The sequence below is a fragment of the Mesomycoplasma ovipneumoniae ATCC 29419 genome, from assembly GCF_028885435.1.
GTDB lineage: Bacteria > Bacillota_I > Bacilli_A > Mycoplasmatales > Metamycoplasmataceae > Mesomycoplasma > Mesomycoplasma ovipneumoniae.
The window spans coordinates 469325-489968 of sequence record NZ_CP118522.1 but is presented as its reverse complement, the minus strand read 5'-3'; the positions used below and the strand labels follow the sequence as shown (position 1 = coordinate 489968).

At 28.0% G+C, this 20644-nt stretch carries 10 protein-coding genes and 1 pseudogene; 2 read left to right on the top strand and 9 right to left on the bottom strand.

What is annotated here, in order from left to right:
• Window positions 1-3 precede the first annotated feature (3 nt).
• Window positions 4-171: a hypothetical protein gene (locus PWA39_RS01850; RefSeq protein ID WP_169815917.1), complete on the top strand. Its 168-nt coding sequence runs from the start codon at window positions 4-6 to the stop codon at window positions 169-171.
• Window positions 172-1052: 881 nt separating this feature from the next.
• Here PWA39_RS01850 and mip read toward each other — a convergent pair.
• Both mip and PWA39_RS01840 read right to left on the bottom strand, forming a co-directional pair.
• A complete protein-coding gene (gene mip / locus PWA39_RS01845; RefSeq protein ID WP_069099504.1) occupies window positions 1053-3446 on the bottom strand; it encodes an Ig-specific serine endopeptidase MIP in 2394 nt (797 codons plus the stop codon).
• Window position 3447: 1 nt separating this feature from the next.
• Window positions 3448-4794 (bottom strand): annotated as a pseudogene (locus PWA39_RS01840) (putative immunoglobulin-blocking virulence protein).
• Window positions 4795-5670: 876 nt separating this feature from the next.
• Between PWA39_RS01840 and PWA39_RS01830 the strand changes: the two are divergent.
• Window positions 5671-5859 (top strand): hypothetical protein, encoded by a 189-nt coding sequence (locus tag PWA39_RS01830; RefSeq protein WP_069099507.1) that lies wholly within the window; start codon window positions 5671-5673, stop codon window positions 5857-5859.
• Window positions 5860-5933: 74 nt separating this feature from the next.
• Here PWA39_RS01830 and PWA39_RS01825 read toward each other — a convergent pair whose 3' ends face one another.
• From PWA39_RS01825 to PWA39_RS01795, 7 genes are all read right to left on the bottom strand, one after another.
• Window positions 5934-7394 (bottom strand): hypothetical protein, encoded by a 1461-nt coding sequence (locus tag PWA39_RS01825; RefSeq protein ID WP_240534034.1) that lies wholly within the window; start codon window positions 7392-7394, stop codon window positions 5934-5936.
• 2 nt (window positions 7395-7396) lie between these two features.
• Complete coding sequence (locus PWA39_RS01820) at window positions 7397-8830, bottom strand: hypothetical protein (protein ID WP_081311149.1); 1434 nt, start codon at window positions 8828-8830, stop codon at window positions 7397-7399.
• Window positions 8811-11213, bottom strand: coding sequence for a S8 family serine peptidase (locus PWA39_RS01815; RefSeq protein ID WP_240534036.1), 2403 nt, complete (start codon window positions 11211-11213; stop codon window positions 8811-8813). The genes PWA39_RS01820 and PWA39_RS01815 overlap by 20 nt, the downstream gene beginning before the upstream one ends.
• Window positions 11214-11696: 483 nt before the next feature.
• Window positions 11697-12356, bottom strand: a complete 660-nt coding sequence (locus PWA39_RS01810; RefSeq protein ID WP_274827492.1) for a phosphorylase family protein — start codon at window positions 12354-12356, stop codon at window positions 11697-11699.
• Window positions 12337-13422 carry a nicotinate-nucleotide adenylyltransferase gene (locus PWA39_RS01805; RefSeq protein WP_069099510.1) on the bottom strand — a complete coding sequence of 362 codons (1086 nt, stop codon included), beginning with the start codon at window positions 13420-13422 and terminating at the stop codon, window positions 12337-12339. Before PWA39_RS01805 ends, PWA39_RS01810 begins: the two co-directional genes overlap by 20 nt.
• A 2-nt stretch (window positions 13423-13424) precedes the next feature.
• On the bottom strand, window positions 13425-14345 hold the full coding sequence (locus tag PWA39_RS01800; protein ID WP_069099511.1) for a Cof-type HAD-IIB family hydrolase: 921 nt from the start codon (window positions 14343-14345) through the stop codon (window positions 13425-13427).
• Window positions 14346-14545: 200 nt separating this feature from the next.
• On the bottom strand, window positions 14546-20497 hold the full coding sequence (locus tag PWA39_RS01795; RefSeq protein WP_081311150.1) for an SGNH/GDSL hydrolase family protein: 5952 nt from the start codon (window positions 20495-20497) through the stop codon (window positions 14546-14548).
• Window positions 20498-20644: the final 147 nt, after the last annotated feature.

Below are 20644 nucleotides of genomic sequence, written 5' to 3'. Positions count from 1 at the left end.
AATATGACTAGATTGAAAAGTTTTTTTAAAAAAAATAAAGAAAAAATCGGACTTAAATTACAATCATCATTTATTTGAGCTTCTGTCATTGTTGGTCTTGGCTTTACTGCGCTAACTTTTTGAGCAATTATCTATTTTTTCCAGCAAGCTTTTATAGACGGCTTTTTGTAAAATAAGTACAAATTTAAACAACAAATCCAAACAATTAAGTGTTTGGATTTTTTTATTTTTGCTTTTATTAAATAGTAAAATTTAGCCTTTTTAGCAGGGATTTTATAAAAGTATAAATATTTAATTTTATAGATCTAAAAAAGGGACTAAAAATTCTGAGATCCGCCAGTGGCAAAAATTCACTTTTAGTGAATAGAAATATGCAAAAATAGCCGGATTTACGGGCATTTTTGAGGTTAAATCTTAATTTTTATTATTTTGAAACTAACCCTTTGTAAAAAAAAAAAAAAAAAATAAAAAAAATGCTTGGTCTGAAAAAAATTTAGGTTATAATAGAGTCACTAAGAATAAATTAATAAATTTTGATATTGAATTAAGGGGTAATAAGTTATGTTTTTGTCGTATTAAAATAAGATAATGCGAATTTTCCATTATATTTTTAAATATGATGGAATGCCCTAAATTTACCTGTTTAGAAATCTATAAATTTATGGCTTTTAATTATTGTTCTTTCAAAACTTCATATATTTTTTTAGGCTCAATGTAAGTAAAAACGAGTTTCCTATTTACATTTAGTTTAAATAGTAGTTGTATTTTTTTATGATTTTTGTTATTTTATCCAAAATTGATTTTTGCCAGTGTTTTAAACTAAAAAAAGCAGTGTTTAAAAATTTTAGCTTTTTTAGTTTGCTTTAGTAGAAAAATTCAGGCAATTAGTCTTTTATTTATGATTTTGATTGTACCAGTTTTGGTTTGATTTTTATAAATAAAACAAAATACTTATGCAAAATTGTAAAACTAAAATAATTAAGATGACTAATTTGCTAAATTTTAACTTGCTGTTTTTGCCTTAAAATCAAAAAAATAGCCCTTTAAATAAGCTATTTTTTTGAAAAAACATCTTTTTGTGTGGCTAGACCTTCAGGAAATAGATTAGTTTTAAAATTGCTTTCATTTTTATAAAGTTCAGAAAGCGCTTTTCAATAAGATTTTTGTTGTTGAGCATCACTAGAAGAATCGCCGTAAATTAAATCATATTTAGGAAGATTATATTTGCCATAATAACCTTTATAATCATAGCCATAAGAGCGCAAATTTAATGTTAAATTTGCTGAAGCTTGCGAATCTGAAGCATAAACCACAGAATAAAGTTGACCATCTTTAAAAAAGACAGGACTACCAGACAAACCACCGCTAGCAGTGTAATTATCAATAACAGTTCCAAGACCGCTGTTTAAATATTTTTTGGATTTACGTTGCTTGTCTTTTTGGTCAAAATAATCAAGTTTTGTATAAGATTTAGCTAATACTGGTGCAGTTATAAAATAATCGCTAATTCCGGGAAGATTTACAAAACTGCGATATGATCTTGATCAGGCAAATTCAGAACCGCCATTAATTAAAGGATCTTTTTCGTTTCTAGAATTAAAAAGACGGAAATTTTTATTAATCCAAGGCGAAACACTGTAGTTTCTTTGGGCAAAATCGGCTGGATAATCGTTTTGAGAAATAGTAGGGTCACCTTTTGAACCTGGGTAGCCTAAACTATAAAAAGGTGTTTTTTCTAGTTTTGAATATTGATCTGAATTAAACGGATTAAATTCAGAAATTTTTAGTGAACTTGCTTTGTGATTATTGTAAAATTCTTCGGTAATTTTTTTAGCTTCTTGCTCATTATTGAAATTTATTTCAATAACTGCAAAATCAAGAAATTCATCAACATTCTGGAGGTCTTGTTGATCACTAAAATCGCTAGGTTTGAATTTAAAAACGTCTGAACCCATTAAAATAGTTCTAACATTCATACTTTGGGTTGGTTTTTGGCGGGATTTTGGTTGGTTATTCACCCCCGCTAAATCTGGAGATTCTGAACCGTTATTGTAAATTTTGCCATTCTTTTCTTTGATATCAAGTTTAACTGTGTTATAAAATTCATCATCAGTGATTGCTCCTCTAGTGGTTGGCAAAATTGTATTCAAAGGAACGGTTTGTTTTAATTTTGTAAGAGTTATACTTTGTGTATTTAAACGAAAATCAGAATCATTATAATTTGAAAAATCACGTCCATAATGTTTGCCCTCATGAAAATCATTGGCAATTTGCAAATTATTTGCCACGTGAGCGTTAGTTAAAAAGAATCATTTTAGTGGGTAGGATGAATTTTGCGGAATTTGGTAGTCTAAAATTCCTAAGGTTCCAAAGGAAAAATTTGTGCGCGTAATTGGATTGTTATTGTCATTTTGGTAGGCATCATCAACGACTAAATTTTCGATTTTTATTGAAACAACATTTGGAATTAGTTTTCTGTAATCCTCAGAAACAATTTTTCTTGGCAAACCAAGTCGATTTGGACCGCCAAAAGTATAGTCAGAATTTTCGCTAGATTTTCATCAAGCCGGCGTCTTAAATCCAGACTCATAAGTATTGAATTTTATTTTATTTGTGTTTGCATTATCGTCAAAAACCGGTAAGGAAAAAAGGCGAAATTGTGCTTTTTCAAATAAAGGTTGGTCTGATTCTTTTGCTTTTTGATTTAATTTTGCAATAGTTTCGGGCTTTTCTTTTGGGAAATTTTCCGGCTTTTTTTCAAGTTCACTTGTAGATCCAAAACCAATTCCACCGCCACTAAAATTAGAATTTATACGATACCAATCTCATTCTTTTTCGGGAAAATCATTTTCATATTGATCAAGAATTATCCGTTTGCCATCAGGGGAAAAACGACTAAAATTTTGTCCAGAAGGACGAGAATTATTAGTTAATTCAGCAATTTTTTTATCTTGTTCTTCTGATGATTGAGGATTTTGAGGGCTTTGAGGTGGCTGCGGTTGAGTTGGTTTTTCTTCCTTAAAAATATCTTTAAGTGCGCCTAATGTTAGTGTTGCTGTTGATCTTTGAGCTTCAAGATCGTATTGAGTCTGTGTTGCAATTTTTTCTAGAGCACTAAAAATATTGTTAATTTGGGTGATTTTTTCCTGTTTTTTACTTAAATCTTTAACATTATTATCAAGAAGTTGAAAAACTGACTTTTGTGACTCGGAAATGAATTTTTTAAACTCATTTTCTGATTTTTGACCAAAAAGTGATTCAAAATTTGCGTCAATTTTTTGGAAAACTAAGTCAATTTGGGGTGAATTTGAAATATTTCCTTCAGTTGGAGGGGTTTTTTGACCTTGTTGACTTTGTTCTGAAGGTAGTTTTTGCTGGTGGTTATTACCACAAGCGATTGCAAAAAATGGAACAGATAAAAGTGGAAATAAAAATTTAATTTTCATTTTATAGCTCTCCTGAAAATCCCTCTTGAACAGTGTTTTGGTCAGCTTTTTTAACTGAAACTTGAACAATACCAATTCGTGAACCAACCTGTTTTAAAACTGATTCATTTTCAACATAAAGACGATTTACTAATAGACTACGTGAATTTGCTGCTCTAATAAAGGCGCTAATTTCGTTTATTGCATCTCCACTAGGCGTTCCAGATAAAAAGATGGCTATTGGACTTGAAGTTTGATTACCGGTATTGTCGCGAAACTCAATTTGGGCTCCACCTGGTTCATCAAAGGTTAGTCGTGAATTTAATTGTCCGCCGTTAAAATCGTCTCATTTTGCAACAAAGTTGTTGGCATCATCAAGGCCAAAAATTAATTTTCTAAATTTTATCGGCCTAAATCCGGTAAAATCTTCATTAGAATATTTGTCATCTTTTCAATTTTTAACATGATCATTTCAGATTTTATCTAATTTTTCAAGACTTAAGCCTTTAAGTGATTTGATGTTTTTTGCCCGTGAAAAATCAAGATTAACCGGACGCCCGCCTTTGCCACCGTGAGATCCTTGGAAAATTCGCTGATAAACTTTTGAGTCAAAAACAATTGAAAGACCCTCATCAACAGTTTGGATTGTATCATGAGCATCTCAAGCTAAAGTGCTAAAAACAATTGATCCAGGTATTTTTTCACTAGGATGATTTTTATGAAAAGTTGCGGCATTATTATAATCAAAACTAATGTAGTCAATGTTTTTTAGTGCGTTTGGATTAATTGACCAGTTATCTGATAATGCATCAATATTTGAATAGAGTTCAAGTTCATCAAGTTTAATTTTTTCTAAAGGACGCAAATTAGCTGTTGCATTGTAATTATCAAGGAAAAGCGTTAATTTTTTAATTGAAGGTGGAATTGAACTTAAAATTTTTTCAACATTTTGGTTTGAATTTTTATCACCGACATTTTTTAGAACAACAGCTTGAATTTTATTATCTTTTTGGAGTACTTATGTTAGAATTTCCTGAAATTTTTTAAATGCATCATTGTCATTAGCATCAAGAACAATAACTTTGAGCGGTTGACGATTAGCTCTGTCTTCATTTTTATCATTAGGGGTATAATTATAAACTTTTACTGAATTTCCAATTGAATTATCAATTCCATTAAATTCACTCGAGACATCTTGACGGTCTCATCCTTCATAAGTTAGATCAGAAATTGTTCCTGGAGTTCGTGAATATCATGAAGGAATATTTATAAGACGGCGATTATTTGCTGCTTTTAGTTGATTTAGCACAGGATTATCAGATTCATTTTCATAACCTCAAACATAAGGCGAGTCAGTTGAAGGCAACATTCCGCGTAAAAGCATTTTAATTTCTTCTTGATTAAATGATTTTTTGGTTTGCTTTAACTCTTCAAGTATTTTTAGATCACTTTTAACTCTTTCGAGTTGGTATTCAGGGGCATTTGAACCAATAAAAGTTCGTAATTTTTGAATCCGAAAATTTTCTCAGATTAATTTTGTGACTTTATTAGGATTATAAAACGGATCATCAAAATGCTTGTCATAAATACGGTTAATTTCGTCAATTTCTTGCTGAAATCCGACAATTTTTGCTTTTGCTTCTTTGATTGAATTATCGATTGCTTGACTATATCGCGCTAGTGCTTTTACTTTTAGTGCTTCAAGATTAGAATTAACATTTGTTTGTGATTGACTAACAACTTTTGTCTCAGTGCGAGGAATTGTTTGAGGTTGGGTCTTAGGTGGATTTATCGGTACTATTATTGCTTTTTCAGGAGTTGTAACTGGTTTTGGCTTTGGCGTTTCTACTTTTACTGGCTCAACTGGTTTGGGAACATCTATTTTAGTAACTTCGGGTTTTGGGACTTCAGTTTGTGCTGGTTTTTCTGGTTCTTTTAGAATTTCATTTCTGTCTTGGGGAGAAAAAACTATTTGTGGTCTAGGAATTTGACCTGTATAAGGATTTAATTGCTGGGACAATCCAATGGTTAAAGTCGCAATTATTGCAGGAGTTGTTGCTAATAAAATTGTTTGTTTTCGTTTTGAAACTCTAGGTAAAATGCTCAATCTCATAATCGTTCTGCCCTTCCTAAATGTTTATGAGTTAAATTTTACTATAAAAAATAAGTCTATACAAAAAAATGTGAAATTAGATAAACTATAAATGAGTGTTTTGATTTAGCTGATTCAAAAAAGGGTGCCAAAATGAAAAAATTCAAATTTACAGTTGAAGACAAAATTAGAACAGCAAAATTGCCGAATTTGAAACTTTTAAAAGCAAAAGTTTACATTTTACAGAAGAATTTAGGGCAAATTTATAAAAAAGAAAAATGCAAAATTGCACACAAAGAGTCAATTTTGCATATAGGTGGTAATAAATTAATACAAAATTAGTAAAAAAGCTTCATAAGTCTATGAAAAATAAATCGCGCAACCCAAAAAAGAAATAGAAAATTAAGGTTTTAATATTATTTCTTAGTTATTATTTGATTATATAAATAATTGAATTGATCTAGTGTTTCAATTTTAGAAAATTCAACTTGTGTTATTGTTGTATTTCCGATATCAATTTTTTCAAGTTTTTCTAAATTTTCAATTTTAAAATTTTGAGGTTCTGTTGCAAAATTAGGGAATAAATCCTTATAATTGAAGGTGTAAATTTTAATTTTATTAGCTTGCTCATCAACATTTCAATACAAAATTTCGTCATCAAAAATTTTTTTTGCATCTTGTTTTTTTAAAATAAATTTATTAAAAACTTCGGAATTATCTTCTGTTGGAATAAAAAGTTTTGAAGGAACAAATGCACCACCTCATTCTGAATTTATTGAATCTTGCATTGATACAATTAGGTTTTTTGTTTCTTCTAGGGTTGAAAAAAATTTTAGGTTTTCTAGTTGATTTTTATTTGTTCTTGCATATAATCTTGTGCTTTTTAGGTTATTTTTATCTAAAATTTCCTGTTTTTTTAAAAGAAATTCTTTGAATTTTGAAGAATTATTATCGCGAACAATGTTATTATAAAGAACAAGATCTTCGATTCTGCTAATATGAATGTCGAATTTAGGATTAAAACTATTTCCAATAGATTTGTCTATAATTTTGTAATAAATATTAAATTTTTTAGTATAAAAATCTGAATCAATAATCGAAACAACCGGATTATTAACTATTAAAGGATCAATAATTTCGTTATATTTAAGGCCGAGAGTAAAAAATTTTTCGAATTTTGAGTCAAACGACATAATCCCAACATTATCGGGATTATTTGGATTAAAAAAAGTATGATTTGGATTAAAAAATGGTTTTTTAGCTTTTGATGTAAAAGCTAAATCTTGATAATTTCAGATAGGTCGAACATAAGCAATAATTGACTTTTTTCCAAAAAAATCAGGTGTTTGTAGTACTCTTTTGTAAAAATTATCGTTTTTTATCTTTGAAAAAAATGAGAAAAAGTCATTATAGTTTTTTAAAATCACAAAATTATTAATAATTTTTTTATCTTTTCATACACCTTGATCAGTTATTTGGTCAAATTCTAATGTGTCATTATTTTTCTTAAATTCAGAGCGAAAAAAGCTACTTAATTTAATAAGGGGTGAATTGTTATCGGAGTTTTTGAACAAGTTATTTTCAAAAGATGGATATTTTTGCCGTAATTGGTTAGCTCTTTCTGGATTTTTTTGAAGCAAATCTGATCAATATTGCGAAGTAAATCAATGATTGTCTGCCGGATTAGAAAAACCCTCAGGCTTAGTGTTGCTAGTAAAAAATTTATTCTCAGCATCGGACACATCCTGAAAACTAAGTGTTTCTGATTTTTTAGGACTTATATAATTAATGATCAAAATTGTAGAAACAACCCCAGCAGCTACAAAGTTTGTTAATAACAAAGAACTATAAAAAATTTTTTTTGCTTTTTGTTTCATACTTACACCACTGTTTTATTGTATAAATTATTGAAATCTTCGATGGAATTTAATTTTTTTATTTCAATTTCTTGAACATCAATATCACCAATATCAATTTTTTCAAATTGCAACAAGTTATCAAAATTAAAATTTTCAGGTTGTTTTGCAACTTGATGGAAAATGTCTTTGTAATTTAAAGTATAAATTAAAACTTTTTTGGAATTTTTATCAAATTCTCAATAAATAATTTCATCTTTAAAAATCTCTTTTAATTGTTGTTTTTGCAAGATGAAGCTATTAAATTTATATGTTTTGTCCTGTGTTTTTATGGGTATAAATAAATTTGATAGGTGAAATTCGCTTTTTCAGTGCTCATTTTTCAATAAATTTTTGTTATTTATCAGGTCTTTTACTTCGCCAAAGTTTGAAAATATTTTATTTTCACTTAAATTAGATATGTTTTTATCAATTTGTGATGCATAAAATCTATTCTTTTTCAAATTTTTTCTTGACAAAATTGTGTTTTTTTTATTAATAAAATCCAAAAAATTACTAAACTCTGTTGATGTTTTGTCTAGTGAATTATACAAAACTAAATCTTCTATATCGGTAATTTTTATTGAAGATAGCGGATATGATTTATTATAAGAATTTTTAGGAATTGATTTATAGAAAATTCGGAACCTTTCGCGTGTTCTACTAGTAGAAGAAGAATTTTCTTTTAAATAATTTGAAAATTTTTGATCTATTGAAATAATTAAGTTCTGATTTTTATAGGTAATTAGATCTATTGGTGATAAATTAGTTTCTAGGCTTGTTTTGTTAAAAATAGGAACAACATTTGACTCGTCTTTTACATAAACTAGAAGTTGGTTATTATCAAAGAAATCTTTATTTAAATTTTTTCTTTCAAATTCTTGCTTGTCTTCAAATTCTTTGAAAAAATCCAAATAATCGTCAAAATCTTCGATGATTAAAAAATTATTAGAAAATAAATTGTTAAATCTATCAGAAAACTCTCCTAATTTTAATTCTTTAAAACTAAATTCGTCCTTTTTATTATTATATTGATTAGCAAAAAAACTTGTTAAATTTTTAGTTGTTTTATCATTTCAATTATTGACAAAATTTTGTTCTTGAAAATATAAATATTTTTTTACTATTTCTTGAATTTCTTCAGGATTTTGTAGAAAAGTCATTTTCCATTTAGAGTTTTTAATTCATGGCGCTTTTTTGCTGTCAATATTTAGTAAATGATTATAAGAAAAAATATTTGATTTAATTAGATCATTACTATCATCGACTCAAATAATAGGTTTTTGTGGATGTTGACTAGAAAAATTTGCTTTATGTCCAAAAGAAAAATTTTGAACTGCAAGAATAATTATAGGAAGTAACCAAGGAGTTACTAACATAGTTGCTATAAAAAATATTTTATTTTTCTTGTATAACATATGAAACCGCCAAATTATCATCTACCGATTCTTTAAAAAGAGAAGAACTAAATTTCTTTACCAGGATTCGGTATGTCCCTGATTCTTCTGCTGAATATCTTATTAACTCAACGTTCGAAGAACCTGAAGAACCAGAATTTAAATCGATAGTTTGCCAATTGTTCCCCACCTTTTTTTGCAATTTTAAATCATAATCACTAAACAATGTATTGTTTTGTTTATTAAGGAGAGTTTTTCTATTTAATCATTCATCAGGATGTTTAGGATGATATTCTTTTTCAAATTTTGATTGCACAGCTTTATTATATGCTGATTCTACGATTTTATCAGCAACATATGATAAACCAAATGTAAGCAAATTATTGTACCACGTATTAAGTGGAGATTCATATTTATCTAGGGGTTTTGTTAATCCTGCATTAAAAGCTCAAGCAAGTGAAGCTTTTATTTTCTTTCCTTGATTTAATTTTATTTCTGGTGATACATAAACATATTCATCAGTGTTTTCAAATGATACAGAAAAAGTTTTTAAATTTTCTATTGCCTTTTGTATATTAGCGAAATTAATTTGCCCCGCCCCAACTGCTGTATCAAAACCATTTGACTTAGATTCGTGCTCATTTTCATAATTTTGCAAATATCGGGCTTTGCTAGAATCTTCTATGTAATTATCAATCGAAGACCATGTGTTTTGTTTTTCATTTTCTTTTTTTGTAGATTCAACAAAATTCTTTATACCTTTATAATCTAATTTACTATCTACCGCAGATGAAGACAATACACTCTTTATTGCTGGAATAATATTTTTATCATTAAATAAATAAGGATTTGAACCAATTATGGTTGAGACTATACCGGTTACAATTGGCACAGAAAAACTAGTTCCTGATTTTGGTGATTCTTGATCAGATAGCCCAACTATATTCTCGCCTGGGGCAACTATGAGCGGTTTAGGCAAGCCTTTTAGAGCCTTTGGCAATAATCTATTGCTAAAAATACTTGCATAGAAATTTTCTTTTGTACCAAAACTAGAACCAACAACAATAGAATTTATTGCATTAGCATACCCAGATATGTAACCATATTCTTTTTCAGGATCAGGATTATTATTGTTTATTAATCTATCATCATGTTTTTTTAATCTATCATCATATTCATTTCCGGCAGCAAAAATATTTATAACACCATATTTTCTTGATAAAAAATCCAAATAATAAAGATGATCAATATATCGAGAGACAGAGTTTTTTAATATAGAATTATTACCATAAATATCTTCGAAATTAGCATCAACGTCTTTTTCATGTATGAAATCATATCCATAGCTATGGTTTATTAGTCTAACTCCTTTTTCAATTATTAGTTTTTCAAAAATTGACATTCAAACAGGGGAATCAAACGATGATACTTTACCCAAATTTGCGAGATGCAAATCAGTATTAAATGCAAATCCGCTCTTTCCTACTATTATTCCAGAAACCAAACTGGCGTGATCATTTTGATTTTCATTAGTTTTTTTTGAATCAGCACGACCAATATTATAGTAATTAACCAAATATTTGGGAATTTGAGCTTTGAGTCAATCGCTTTCATCATAGGTGCCGCTCATACCTACTTCAACTACTCCGACTTTTTCATACGTATTATCTCTTGTAGACTTATAATCAACTATTTCCTTTTCTTTTGTAAAATAATCTTTAGTATTTCTTAAATATGAGTAATAGTAGGCGGCATGTTCTAAGTTACTGTAAAATATTTTGGGTTTAGCTTCTTGGTTTAAAGATTTAGCAGAATAAGTCGGGAGTGAATCCGAGTTTGGCGTATTTTCTATATTATTAATTACTAATGAAACAAAATCTAGTTTTTCTAATAATTCGAGGGATTTTTTTTCGGCAAGTGAATTAATATTAATCCATATTATTGGTGACAATTTGCTTACATAGCTACTATTTATTTTTATATTATTTTCTTCAAAGAGCGAAATTATTTGTTTTAAATATTCATTGTTTTTAGTTTGATAATATTCAACATTCGCACTTATGGAATTATTGTTGGTATCAATTAAATCTAAAAATATTTTAATATCTACATTTTCAGCTTTTAAAACATTTTCCACATTACTAGATTTTAGTAACGAAAAAGCTGTGAATTTTTGATTAGATTTTCTACTAAATATTTTTTTATTTTTTTGCTTAAAACCAGCAAGATCTTCTTGTGATTTTGACAATTTGTTGTCGTAATTAATTTTATTAGCAAAAGTATTTGCAAAATTACCAGTTTTGTTAGATTCTGATGAAAGTGTGAGCGAAATAAGACCTGAAAAAATTGGTATTGCTAAAAACGATATTAAAGGGAAGAACTTAAATAGTTTATTTTTTGACATTTTCATAGCACATCCTCCTAATTATCCTTATATAAATATTATACAAATTTTAATCAACGAAAATCAAAAATAATTAATATTTATATTTTTATTAAGGTTTTACTAGAAAAAATCATAAAAGTGAAATATAGTAATTTCAATGTTACAATATAATAAAATAAAACATTACATAATAAGGTATTTTTTTGGACTTTATTTTTTATGAATAGTTTTAAATTTTAATATTAAAATGTAAAAAAATTTAATACATTCAACAAAAAAATATAATACTTTTTGCGTTAAAACGTTGATTATAGGCGTTAAAGAAAAATAGCAGAATCTAAAATAAAGCCTTAAACCTTGCACATTTAATCTAATACACACTAAAAAACGAGTGAACAATTGTCAGCTTCTTATGCCACTTTAAAACAAAAACAGTTTGAAAAACTATAATTTAATTTTTCAAACTGTTTTTGCAAATTTATAATAGTAAACAAATATTTTTTAGATTTTCTCAAGAAGATCTAAGGCATATTCTGCGGCACTTTGAGCGCCTTGTTTTATGTTAAGATTAACTTGGGAAATGTCAATATTTTGGCCAATTTTATCGCTTAAATATTTAATACAATAAAAATTCAAGCTATTTTTAGCACTTATTTGAGCAAAGGAAAATGCTTCCATATCAAAAAAATCAACAAATTGAAAATCTTTTACTTGATTTTCTTCAAAAATAAAACTATTTGATGAGCCTAAATTAAAATTTTGAGCAGCAAGTAAATTATTCTCGTAAAATTTAGGTTCAAATGGTAGTTGACCTGGCTGATATCAAGGTGTTTTTGCATCAAGTAAATAAAAACGTTTGGGAAATATCAATTGATTTTTCATTTTTGAAAAATCAATTGATGACCCTCCTCCACAAGCGCCATAATTTATTATATTGGTAATTGAAAATTTTACTGCAACTGTCTGAGCAAAAATAGCCGAATTAATTAAGCCAATTTGCGAATGAATATAAAAAAAATAAATATTTTTATATTCATAAACTGGAAAATTTAGGTCTAATACACTAACATTTTCTATAAATTTTGCACCAAGTAATTCTAAATTTACTTGTTCTTCCTTATCAGCATAAAAAATAGCAGTTTTAATTTTGATGTTTTTCATATAGTTTCATTTGATTGGCTGAGTTTTTCATATTTTCATGCTCAATTTTGGACATTCTTACAAGTTGGCTAAAGGCTTTATTTAAATCTTGTTTTGCTAAGTCGCGTAATTTTTGAATACCTGGAAAACGACGGCCACGAGCTAATTTATCGGCAACATAAATTGATTTGTCAAATAATGACATTTCAAAACAAAGGGTTGTATGACAAGAAATAGCGCGGATTATTTGCTCAAAAGGTAATAAATAAACATTCTTTAATCAAATTGAAGCTGAAAGTTGGTGAAGTTCATAGTCTTGAAGATCGCTAGCATCAATTTTTTGGGATTTAAGAAAATCAATATGTTCTTGCCTGCTTCATTTTTTGGTTAAATCATGAAATAAGCCAGCATAATAAGCTTGTTTTGAATCTAGTCCATAAATTTTAGCATACTCGCTTGAGAGTTCAGCGGTATTTTTTGAATGGATAAATCGGTCAGAATTACCAAGAAAACCTTTAAGAATTGAATTAGCATATAAAAAATTAGCGCCAATAAAGGCATTTATTTTTGGATCAAGGCCAAAAAAGTTTCCATTTCTTATTTCTGAAGAGCTAAAATTAGGCAACTGGGTTGGCAAAATTAAGGCATTATAACGTTTAACATTTCCTAAATCAGGATAATTTTTGCGCCTAAAAACAACAAGTTGGACTTTTTCAAGAATTTCCTTGTAATTTTTCCACATTTTAAAACTGGCAAGATTATCAGAACCTATTATTAAAAAAAGTTTGGCACCTGCGTATTTTTGCTTGAAATAATTTACTGTTTCAATTGTGTAGCTAATTTTTTTGGCTTTAATTTCATAATCACAAACTTGTGTTTTTTCAATTTGCACTAATTTTAGCATTTCAAAACGAAATGCGGGATCAATGTTGTTTTCTTTATTGTTTTTTAGTGGATTTATGTAATTTGGCACAAAAAAAAGCATATCTAAATTTAAAAAATCGATTGCTTTTTTTGCAATTTGTATATGAGCTTTATGAACGGGGTTAAATGAACCGCCATAAATTGCAATTTTTTCTAATTTCATTTTTAGTACTCGGTTGCTTCAACTGAAACTGCTGAACGCGCATATTTAACTTTTTTTGATTTTTCGATTTCTTTTTCAGGATCTTTTAAAAAACGATTAATATAATAACCAACGCCACCTTCTTTGTTTGTTTTTTTAAGAATAACGGTTGCATGTTTTTTTACTTGTGAAGGCGAATTTGCCATTGCAACAGAAATTGTTGAAATTTCAAACATCCCAATATCATTGTAACTATCACCAATTGAAATTATATTTTCTAAGTCAATTTTATAATAACGCGAAAGCATTGAAACTGCCTTAGATTTATTAACCCCAATTGCGGTCATATCAAAAACGTATGTGTGATTTTCTCCTTTTGATCAAGCCGAAAATTCACCTAGATCGCCATAGCGTCGCTCTAAATATGATTTAAAATCGTTGATGTTTGTAGATCGCTTTGTATCAAGAATTAAACAAGTCGGTTTTAAAGGTATTTTATGGAAATTTAGACCAGGCTTTAGATTTTTAATATGGTCAAATCCAAAAACTTGCTCTAATTGTTTATCGCGTTTTTTGATTTTAGCTCATCCAGGTCCTTCAATTGCAACATTTGAGGTTTCCGCTTTTACCCGTTTGTCACCCATTATATACATAATGTCGTTTAAATTTAAGTAATTAATTGTTGGAATAAATTCAGAATCTGTTGGGTTATGAATATAAGCGCCGTTAAAATTAGCAACAATTGTTTTTAGACCTAATTTTTCGTATATTGGTTTTGTTGATCTTCAGGGTCTTCCTGTCAAAATGCAAACAATATGACCTAATTCAACAGCTCGCTTAATTCCTGATTCAGTATCGGGATGTATTTCGGAATTTGCACTATCAGAAAGCACTGTACCGTCAAGATCAAGAACAAAAAGAAATCGATTTTTTGAGATTTTCATTTTGTAAAATTATACCATAAATTTACTCGATATTATTATTTTGTACCGATACAATTTTTAAAATATCAAAATGATTTTTTTATTAGTAAATTAGATTTTATTATTGATTTTAAGTTTTAACTTAAAATTTTGTCATAAATTCTTAAAACATTTGTGAATTTAGTTATAATTTAGGCGGTATTTTACCTAAATTTTTAAGGTTATTTATAATTATCAGGATAAGTTCCATCGCGGATTTGCTGCAAAATTTGGTCTTTTAATTTTTCTTGCTTTGTGGAATTGGAAAACCGATTACGGTCAGCATTATAATAAATCATTGTAATCATGTCATTTAGATTTACGTCAGAAGGCGTATAATAAGTATTTGAAAACCAGCCTGCACGTTTTACAGGGTTACCAATTATATCGTTAATAAAAGTTTTATAATTATTATCAGTACTTTTACTTTTATCTGATTGTTCACCACTGTGTAACGATGCGCGGATTATTTCAGATGCAGTTGAAGATGAAAAAACACCACCATAAAATGCCCATTTTCGAACTACCTCAGCAAGCTTAGAAATTCTTGATTCATAAGTATAAAAAAGAAGGATTAGCGTTAATCTATAAAGGAGTCTTCCTTTTGATGTTTGTTTGAAATTACTGAATGATATTTTACTAGATCCAGCACTCTCAGAGTACCAAATTCTATGAAATAATTTTGAAATTGCTTCAAGTTGAGGATCTTTTTTATTTGATGAAAAAAGATCCTTAAAAGAAATTCCAGTAAAAGGTATATGATTTAATTCTTTTAAAATTGGCGAAGCCTCATTTTCCTTTTTCTTATCTCAATTTGGTGAAGCTAAAAATACTAAATCAAAGAAATCAGCAAGTGATTTAGGTGTTATTTTTTGTCCTGTTGGTGTTTTTAATGTTAAATGTTCTTCATCAATTAGAACTTTCGGATCGCTTGGGGTTTGTCCTATTGAGTCATTTGTGCTAATTTTTGGTTCAATTTTAACAACTAAATCAAGATTAATTAATTTTGCAAAATCTAATTTACTAAAAATGGCACTGAAAAAAGTAGATGCTTCTTTGCTAGAATCTAAAGTTTTAACTGCATCTAACATTTGATCTAAAATTTCAGAAATTAAAGGATTATCGAAGCCTAGACCAATGAATTCTTTTAAAAAAACTTTAGGAATTTCTCTTGGTTTTTCAACTTTATTAGTTAAACTTGGGTTGCTGCTGTCTAAATTTAATTTTAAATATGAGGCAATTATATCAACGGCTAGATCTAAAAATTTATCATGTTTTACTAAAAAATCAAGCACATGTCACAAATAGGCCTTCAAAAATTGGCTATTAGTTTGGGTTTGTGAATTCTGGGCTTGATGGTTATTTTTATGACTATTATCGTTGCCTAAAAATTTAGTTAAGATTCCTGAAAAAGTTTTTACATCCTTAAATAATTCTTGATTTTTATTTATATAGTCTAAAATTCGAAAAATAAAAAGTTTGTTTGCGGAATTTGGTAAAAATTCTAACAACAAACTTTTAAATGTTGGCTCAATTTTTTCCTTACTTTCTTTTGACAGACCGCTAAAAATTGAAAAACTAGCAATATTTCCTACGCTTAATAGTTCAATTTTTTCTTTGAAAAAATCAGATTTAAAAATCTTTGTCAATATATTTCAAATATTATCTTTTTCTGATTTATCAACTTGATTATAAACTGTTGCAATTTGCTTGACTAGATCAACGATAAACTCTTCATTTCCAATTTCAGATTCTAATAATGAATTCAAATTGGAAGTAGAAAACTGACCGTTAGTTAATTTAGTCAAAATAGTTATAAGCTTTGTTAAAAAAGCATTTTCTTTTGAATAATTTGCCGACTTATTGACTGGATTTTGTTTTTGTGCTTCTGTTAAAGATGAAGTTGGGGATTGTTCTTCAGGACCAGAATCACTAAATGGTCGAGCTATAATTTGAAAATCAGAAATATCTTGACTGACATTTATTTGTTGAGGTTGTTCTGAAAAAATATCTATTGACTCTGGCTCATTAGTGTAATAACTATCAATATTATTTTGAATTATTTTCTTAATTAACTGGAAAAAAGATTCAAATTCTGTTCCTTCAAATTTAGTATTGAAAATTTTTTCTGATAATTTTGCAAAATTGCCTGTTAGATTATTCTTTTTTTCGTCTAATTGAACAATAAATTCACCAATAATTTTATTAAATTGTTGCTTTTCAAATAAAGACTTAATTAATGACAAATTATTCAATGGCTTATTAATTTTTGCTTTTGCAACTATTTTAAAATAGGAATTAAATAAATCTTTAAGTCCATCAGATTGTAAAAATGAATTAAAAATTGGAACAATATCTTCGCGATATTCATCTGGAATACTTGATAAACTTGATTTAATTTGCTCTGAAATAGGCTCAGTTTTCATTACCTCAGCAATTAATGAGGAAATTTTATCTTGATTAATTTTACTTTGATCTTGCTTGCTTGTTGCCTCTGAAGAATAATAATTATTTGCAATATCAACACTAAAACTATCGAATAAAGTCTCAATCACTGATTTATTAGGGGTTGGATTATTAGAAATTGCATCAAGAATAATAGTAATTATTGATTTTATTGTTAACGGCGGTTGAATTGTTGCACCATTTTGAATACTTAAAATTGAATCTTTTAGTTTTGACAAAAAATCACGAACAAGTTCTAATATTGTATCAACAGATTCTGATTTTAAATTTAGTTTATATTCATCCAAAATTGCCCGTAAAAATTCAGAAATTGATTCTCAAGTTGTTGTATTTCCTAAAAAAAGTGTAAAAACTTTTTCAATTAATTGAGAGTTTTCTGTAATAAAATTCTCAATTAATGAACTAAAATCAGGGTGTTCTTCAAACTTTTTATTGTCAAAAAAGTACTCAATAAGTTTTGAAAGTAATGCTTCAACTTCTGAAGATTCAAAGAAGCTAGATAAAATATTTAAAAGGGGTTTTTGAATTTTTTCCTTGTTAAAAAAACTATTTTGGTTTAATTTTTCGATTAGCTGCTTATGTAAAAATGATTGATCAAAAAGGTTTTTGAAAAATAAAACTAGATCTCGATTTGTAATTTTGCTTTTAAAATCAAGGCTAGCAAGACTTTTTAAAAGTGAATAAATTTGTTCTTGGCTAAAAAAATTATTTAGAAAATAACTAGAAAAATTTTGAAATGAAAGTTGTTGGTCAAGATGCGTGATTTTTGCTGAATATTCTTGAATTTCTGATTCATTTTTTGCTTGTCTTGCCGATTCAAGGTTAGTTTTAAGTGAATCATACTCGGTAAAATTTGATTTTGTAAAGGTTTCAAAAGTATTTATTGCACCTTTGACAAAAGCAAAAATCAGATTGTTAGTCGGACTTGCTTTATCGTCTTTTCAAACTTGATATTTAGCGTAAAAATCTTCAAAAATTAGTCTAATAATTTCCGAAAAAGTTTTAACCGATGTAGGTTTTAGACCTTGCTCACTTAGTGAATTGCTAATTAAATCAATTAGACTAGTTAAAAACTTTTCATTTTGAACATTTTTTGCAATAAAATCGTAAATATTTTCCTCAAGTTTTGGTAAATTATTAGCTAAAAACTGAAAACCAAAACGATTTAAATCATCAATTCGCTTATATTGACTTTTATTTATCAAAAAATCATTAATTGCTGAATTTACAATATCTGATAAAGGTTTGAATGAATTTGAAACTAAAAAATCTTTGACCGAATCAAAAAGGAAGGAAAAACTAGCATAATTTGGCGAAGAAGTATCAATAAAGTTGCTTAGGTCAAATTTTGTTAGAATTGGGTAAAATTTATTAAGTAATTTTTTAAGTGACTCAATTTGATTATTGCTTAGCTCAAAACTTAAAAGTTCATGAAATAAATCAAGTAAATTTTTGGAATCTTTAAAAAAAGATGTGTAATTTGTATAAATTTGGTCAGCAAAAATTGATGAGATACTCTCAAAATTTTTATAATCAGATTGCTTAATAACTTCTAAAAAGTTTTTAGCAGCAATGTCATTCAATTTGGTCCAGACATTTGTTCGGACAATAACATCAGCAAGCGAAACTAAAAGATCAGTGAGCGAATCTTGATCATCTTTAGACAAATTAAAATTAAAATTATCGTTAATAATTCCAACTAGAACCTTAACAGACTCATGATGTTTTAGAGTTTCAGAAATAAAATTGCGGATAAAACTAACATTATCAGCGTCATTTTGAGGATTTTCGAGGTAAGTTTGGATTATTTGCTGAAAAGTGGCAGAATTTTCATAGTCTTTTGTGCGAAGCTGAAAATCAGTAATTATTTTTGTAAATAGTTTTCTGATTGAGTCAAAAGTAAAAACTACCTTTAAATTATCTTTATATGCAACATCGAGTTTGATAATATTGTTAATTATAAGATCCTGAACTAAACTTTGGCCAAAAATAGAAGCAAAAATTAGTTCTTTAGTTTTTTCGGGATTTTCGCTGGCAAATTCAGAAGTTACAACAGTATTTAAAACATCAATTATCTGTTTTTCATCAAAGTCGGCAAAAATTTGATTAACTAAATCAGAAATTGTCGCCTTTTCTCAGTCTTGGGTATTAATAATATTTTGAACATAAGTCTGAAAACGCGAAATTATTTGACTAAAAAAGCCACTTGAGAAAATTTTTTGCAAAATTTGGGCAAAAGAAGCGCCTGCTCTTTGGTTTTGTTGTCAAAAATCAGTTAAAGTTTTTTGCACGCCTGGATTATTTTGGAGTCCTAACTGAACAAAACGGCTTAAAAAATCACCAAAATTATTATTTAATATAACATTTACAAAATTTTCAAGCGGTGATTTTTCAGTTTTTTTGATATCTGCAGTCGTTCTTGTTTCGATTTGAGAGGTCTGAGAAATAAACTTATCAGTTGAGCCTTCAAGACTTAAGGCCTCAAGAATTTGTGAATTTGATGCTATATTTAAAGTACGACGATAATTATTTAAATCTTTTTCGATATAGTCTTTATCTCAACCTAATTTTTTGTGTTCTTCGTTTTTAAATAAAATATCTTGTTCCAAAGCAAGTTTGAACAAGAGGTCTTGGGCCATTTTTTTATAACCTTTTGTTGAAGGGTGAATATCTAATTCTTTTGTTGCAAATTCAGTTGGATTTTCTTGTCAAATTTTTTCATTATACAAGTCAACATACTGAACTTTTTGAACTTTGGCAACCTGTTTAATTGTTGAATTTAGTCGTTTTATTGCTAAATTAGCGTAGTTTTCGGGCAAACCTATTTCATTTGTTAGTAGTTTTTCAAAAAATTTGACAATATTGGATGTCAAGGAATTATAACCGACTAAAACGATTCGAACATTAGGGTTGATTTTGCGCAAATTTTCAACTAAAGTTAGCAAATTTCGATAAATTTTTTGGTAGGCTAGTTCAATATTTTGCATAAATTCAAAACTTGCCTCAGCTTTTGTGGCAAGTTTTTGGAGTGGTTTTGCAATTACACGAAAATCAATAGATTCAATTAAATCATTTGCCCCTAATGAAAGTGTTATTAAATTTGAATCTTGAATTTTTTTGTGAAGTTTTGGAAAACTTGTTGCCGAAAAGTCATCAAAAACTTCACGAATTTGTTGTCCATATGGTGAATTTAGTTTTTTGTCTAGATGATAATTAAAACGAAAATGTGTTTTGTCTGAATTTTTGTATTTTTCATTTTCAGGATTAAGTAAATATAGTCAATCTGTGACTGTTGTTCAAGAAAGGCCCAAATTATCGAACGATTTAAGGGCATTTGGATTAACTTTCTGAATAAAATTAGCAAAAAAGGCAGGATACGAAAGTCCTTTTACTTGATTATTTTCATCAAGCATACCTCTAACATCAAAAGAATAATCCCAGTTAAAACCAGCAGAAATCGAATCACCTAATGATAAATAATTAATTTTATCCAAAAGCTCTTCAGTTTCTTGGGCCGAGTGGGTAATTGGTATGTTAATTTGATCGGTTTTATCGCGGTTTTTTATACCAATCAAAGTAATTCCAGAAATAGTTAAAGATAAGGTGCTAAAACTCAAAAATATTTTGAATGCTTTAGAAAAATCAGGTTTTGAGATACTTTTTTTCATTATTTTACCCCGCTTCTTTTTGTTTTTCCAGATTTTTTTTAGAAAAAATCGATTAGATTGGTCCAATTAGTTAAGGAGCAAACTAGAAAATAAAATTAAATTATACACTAAATAAGTTTAAAAAACTCAGATAAATATTTTTTCTGA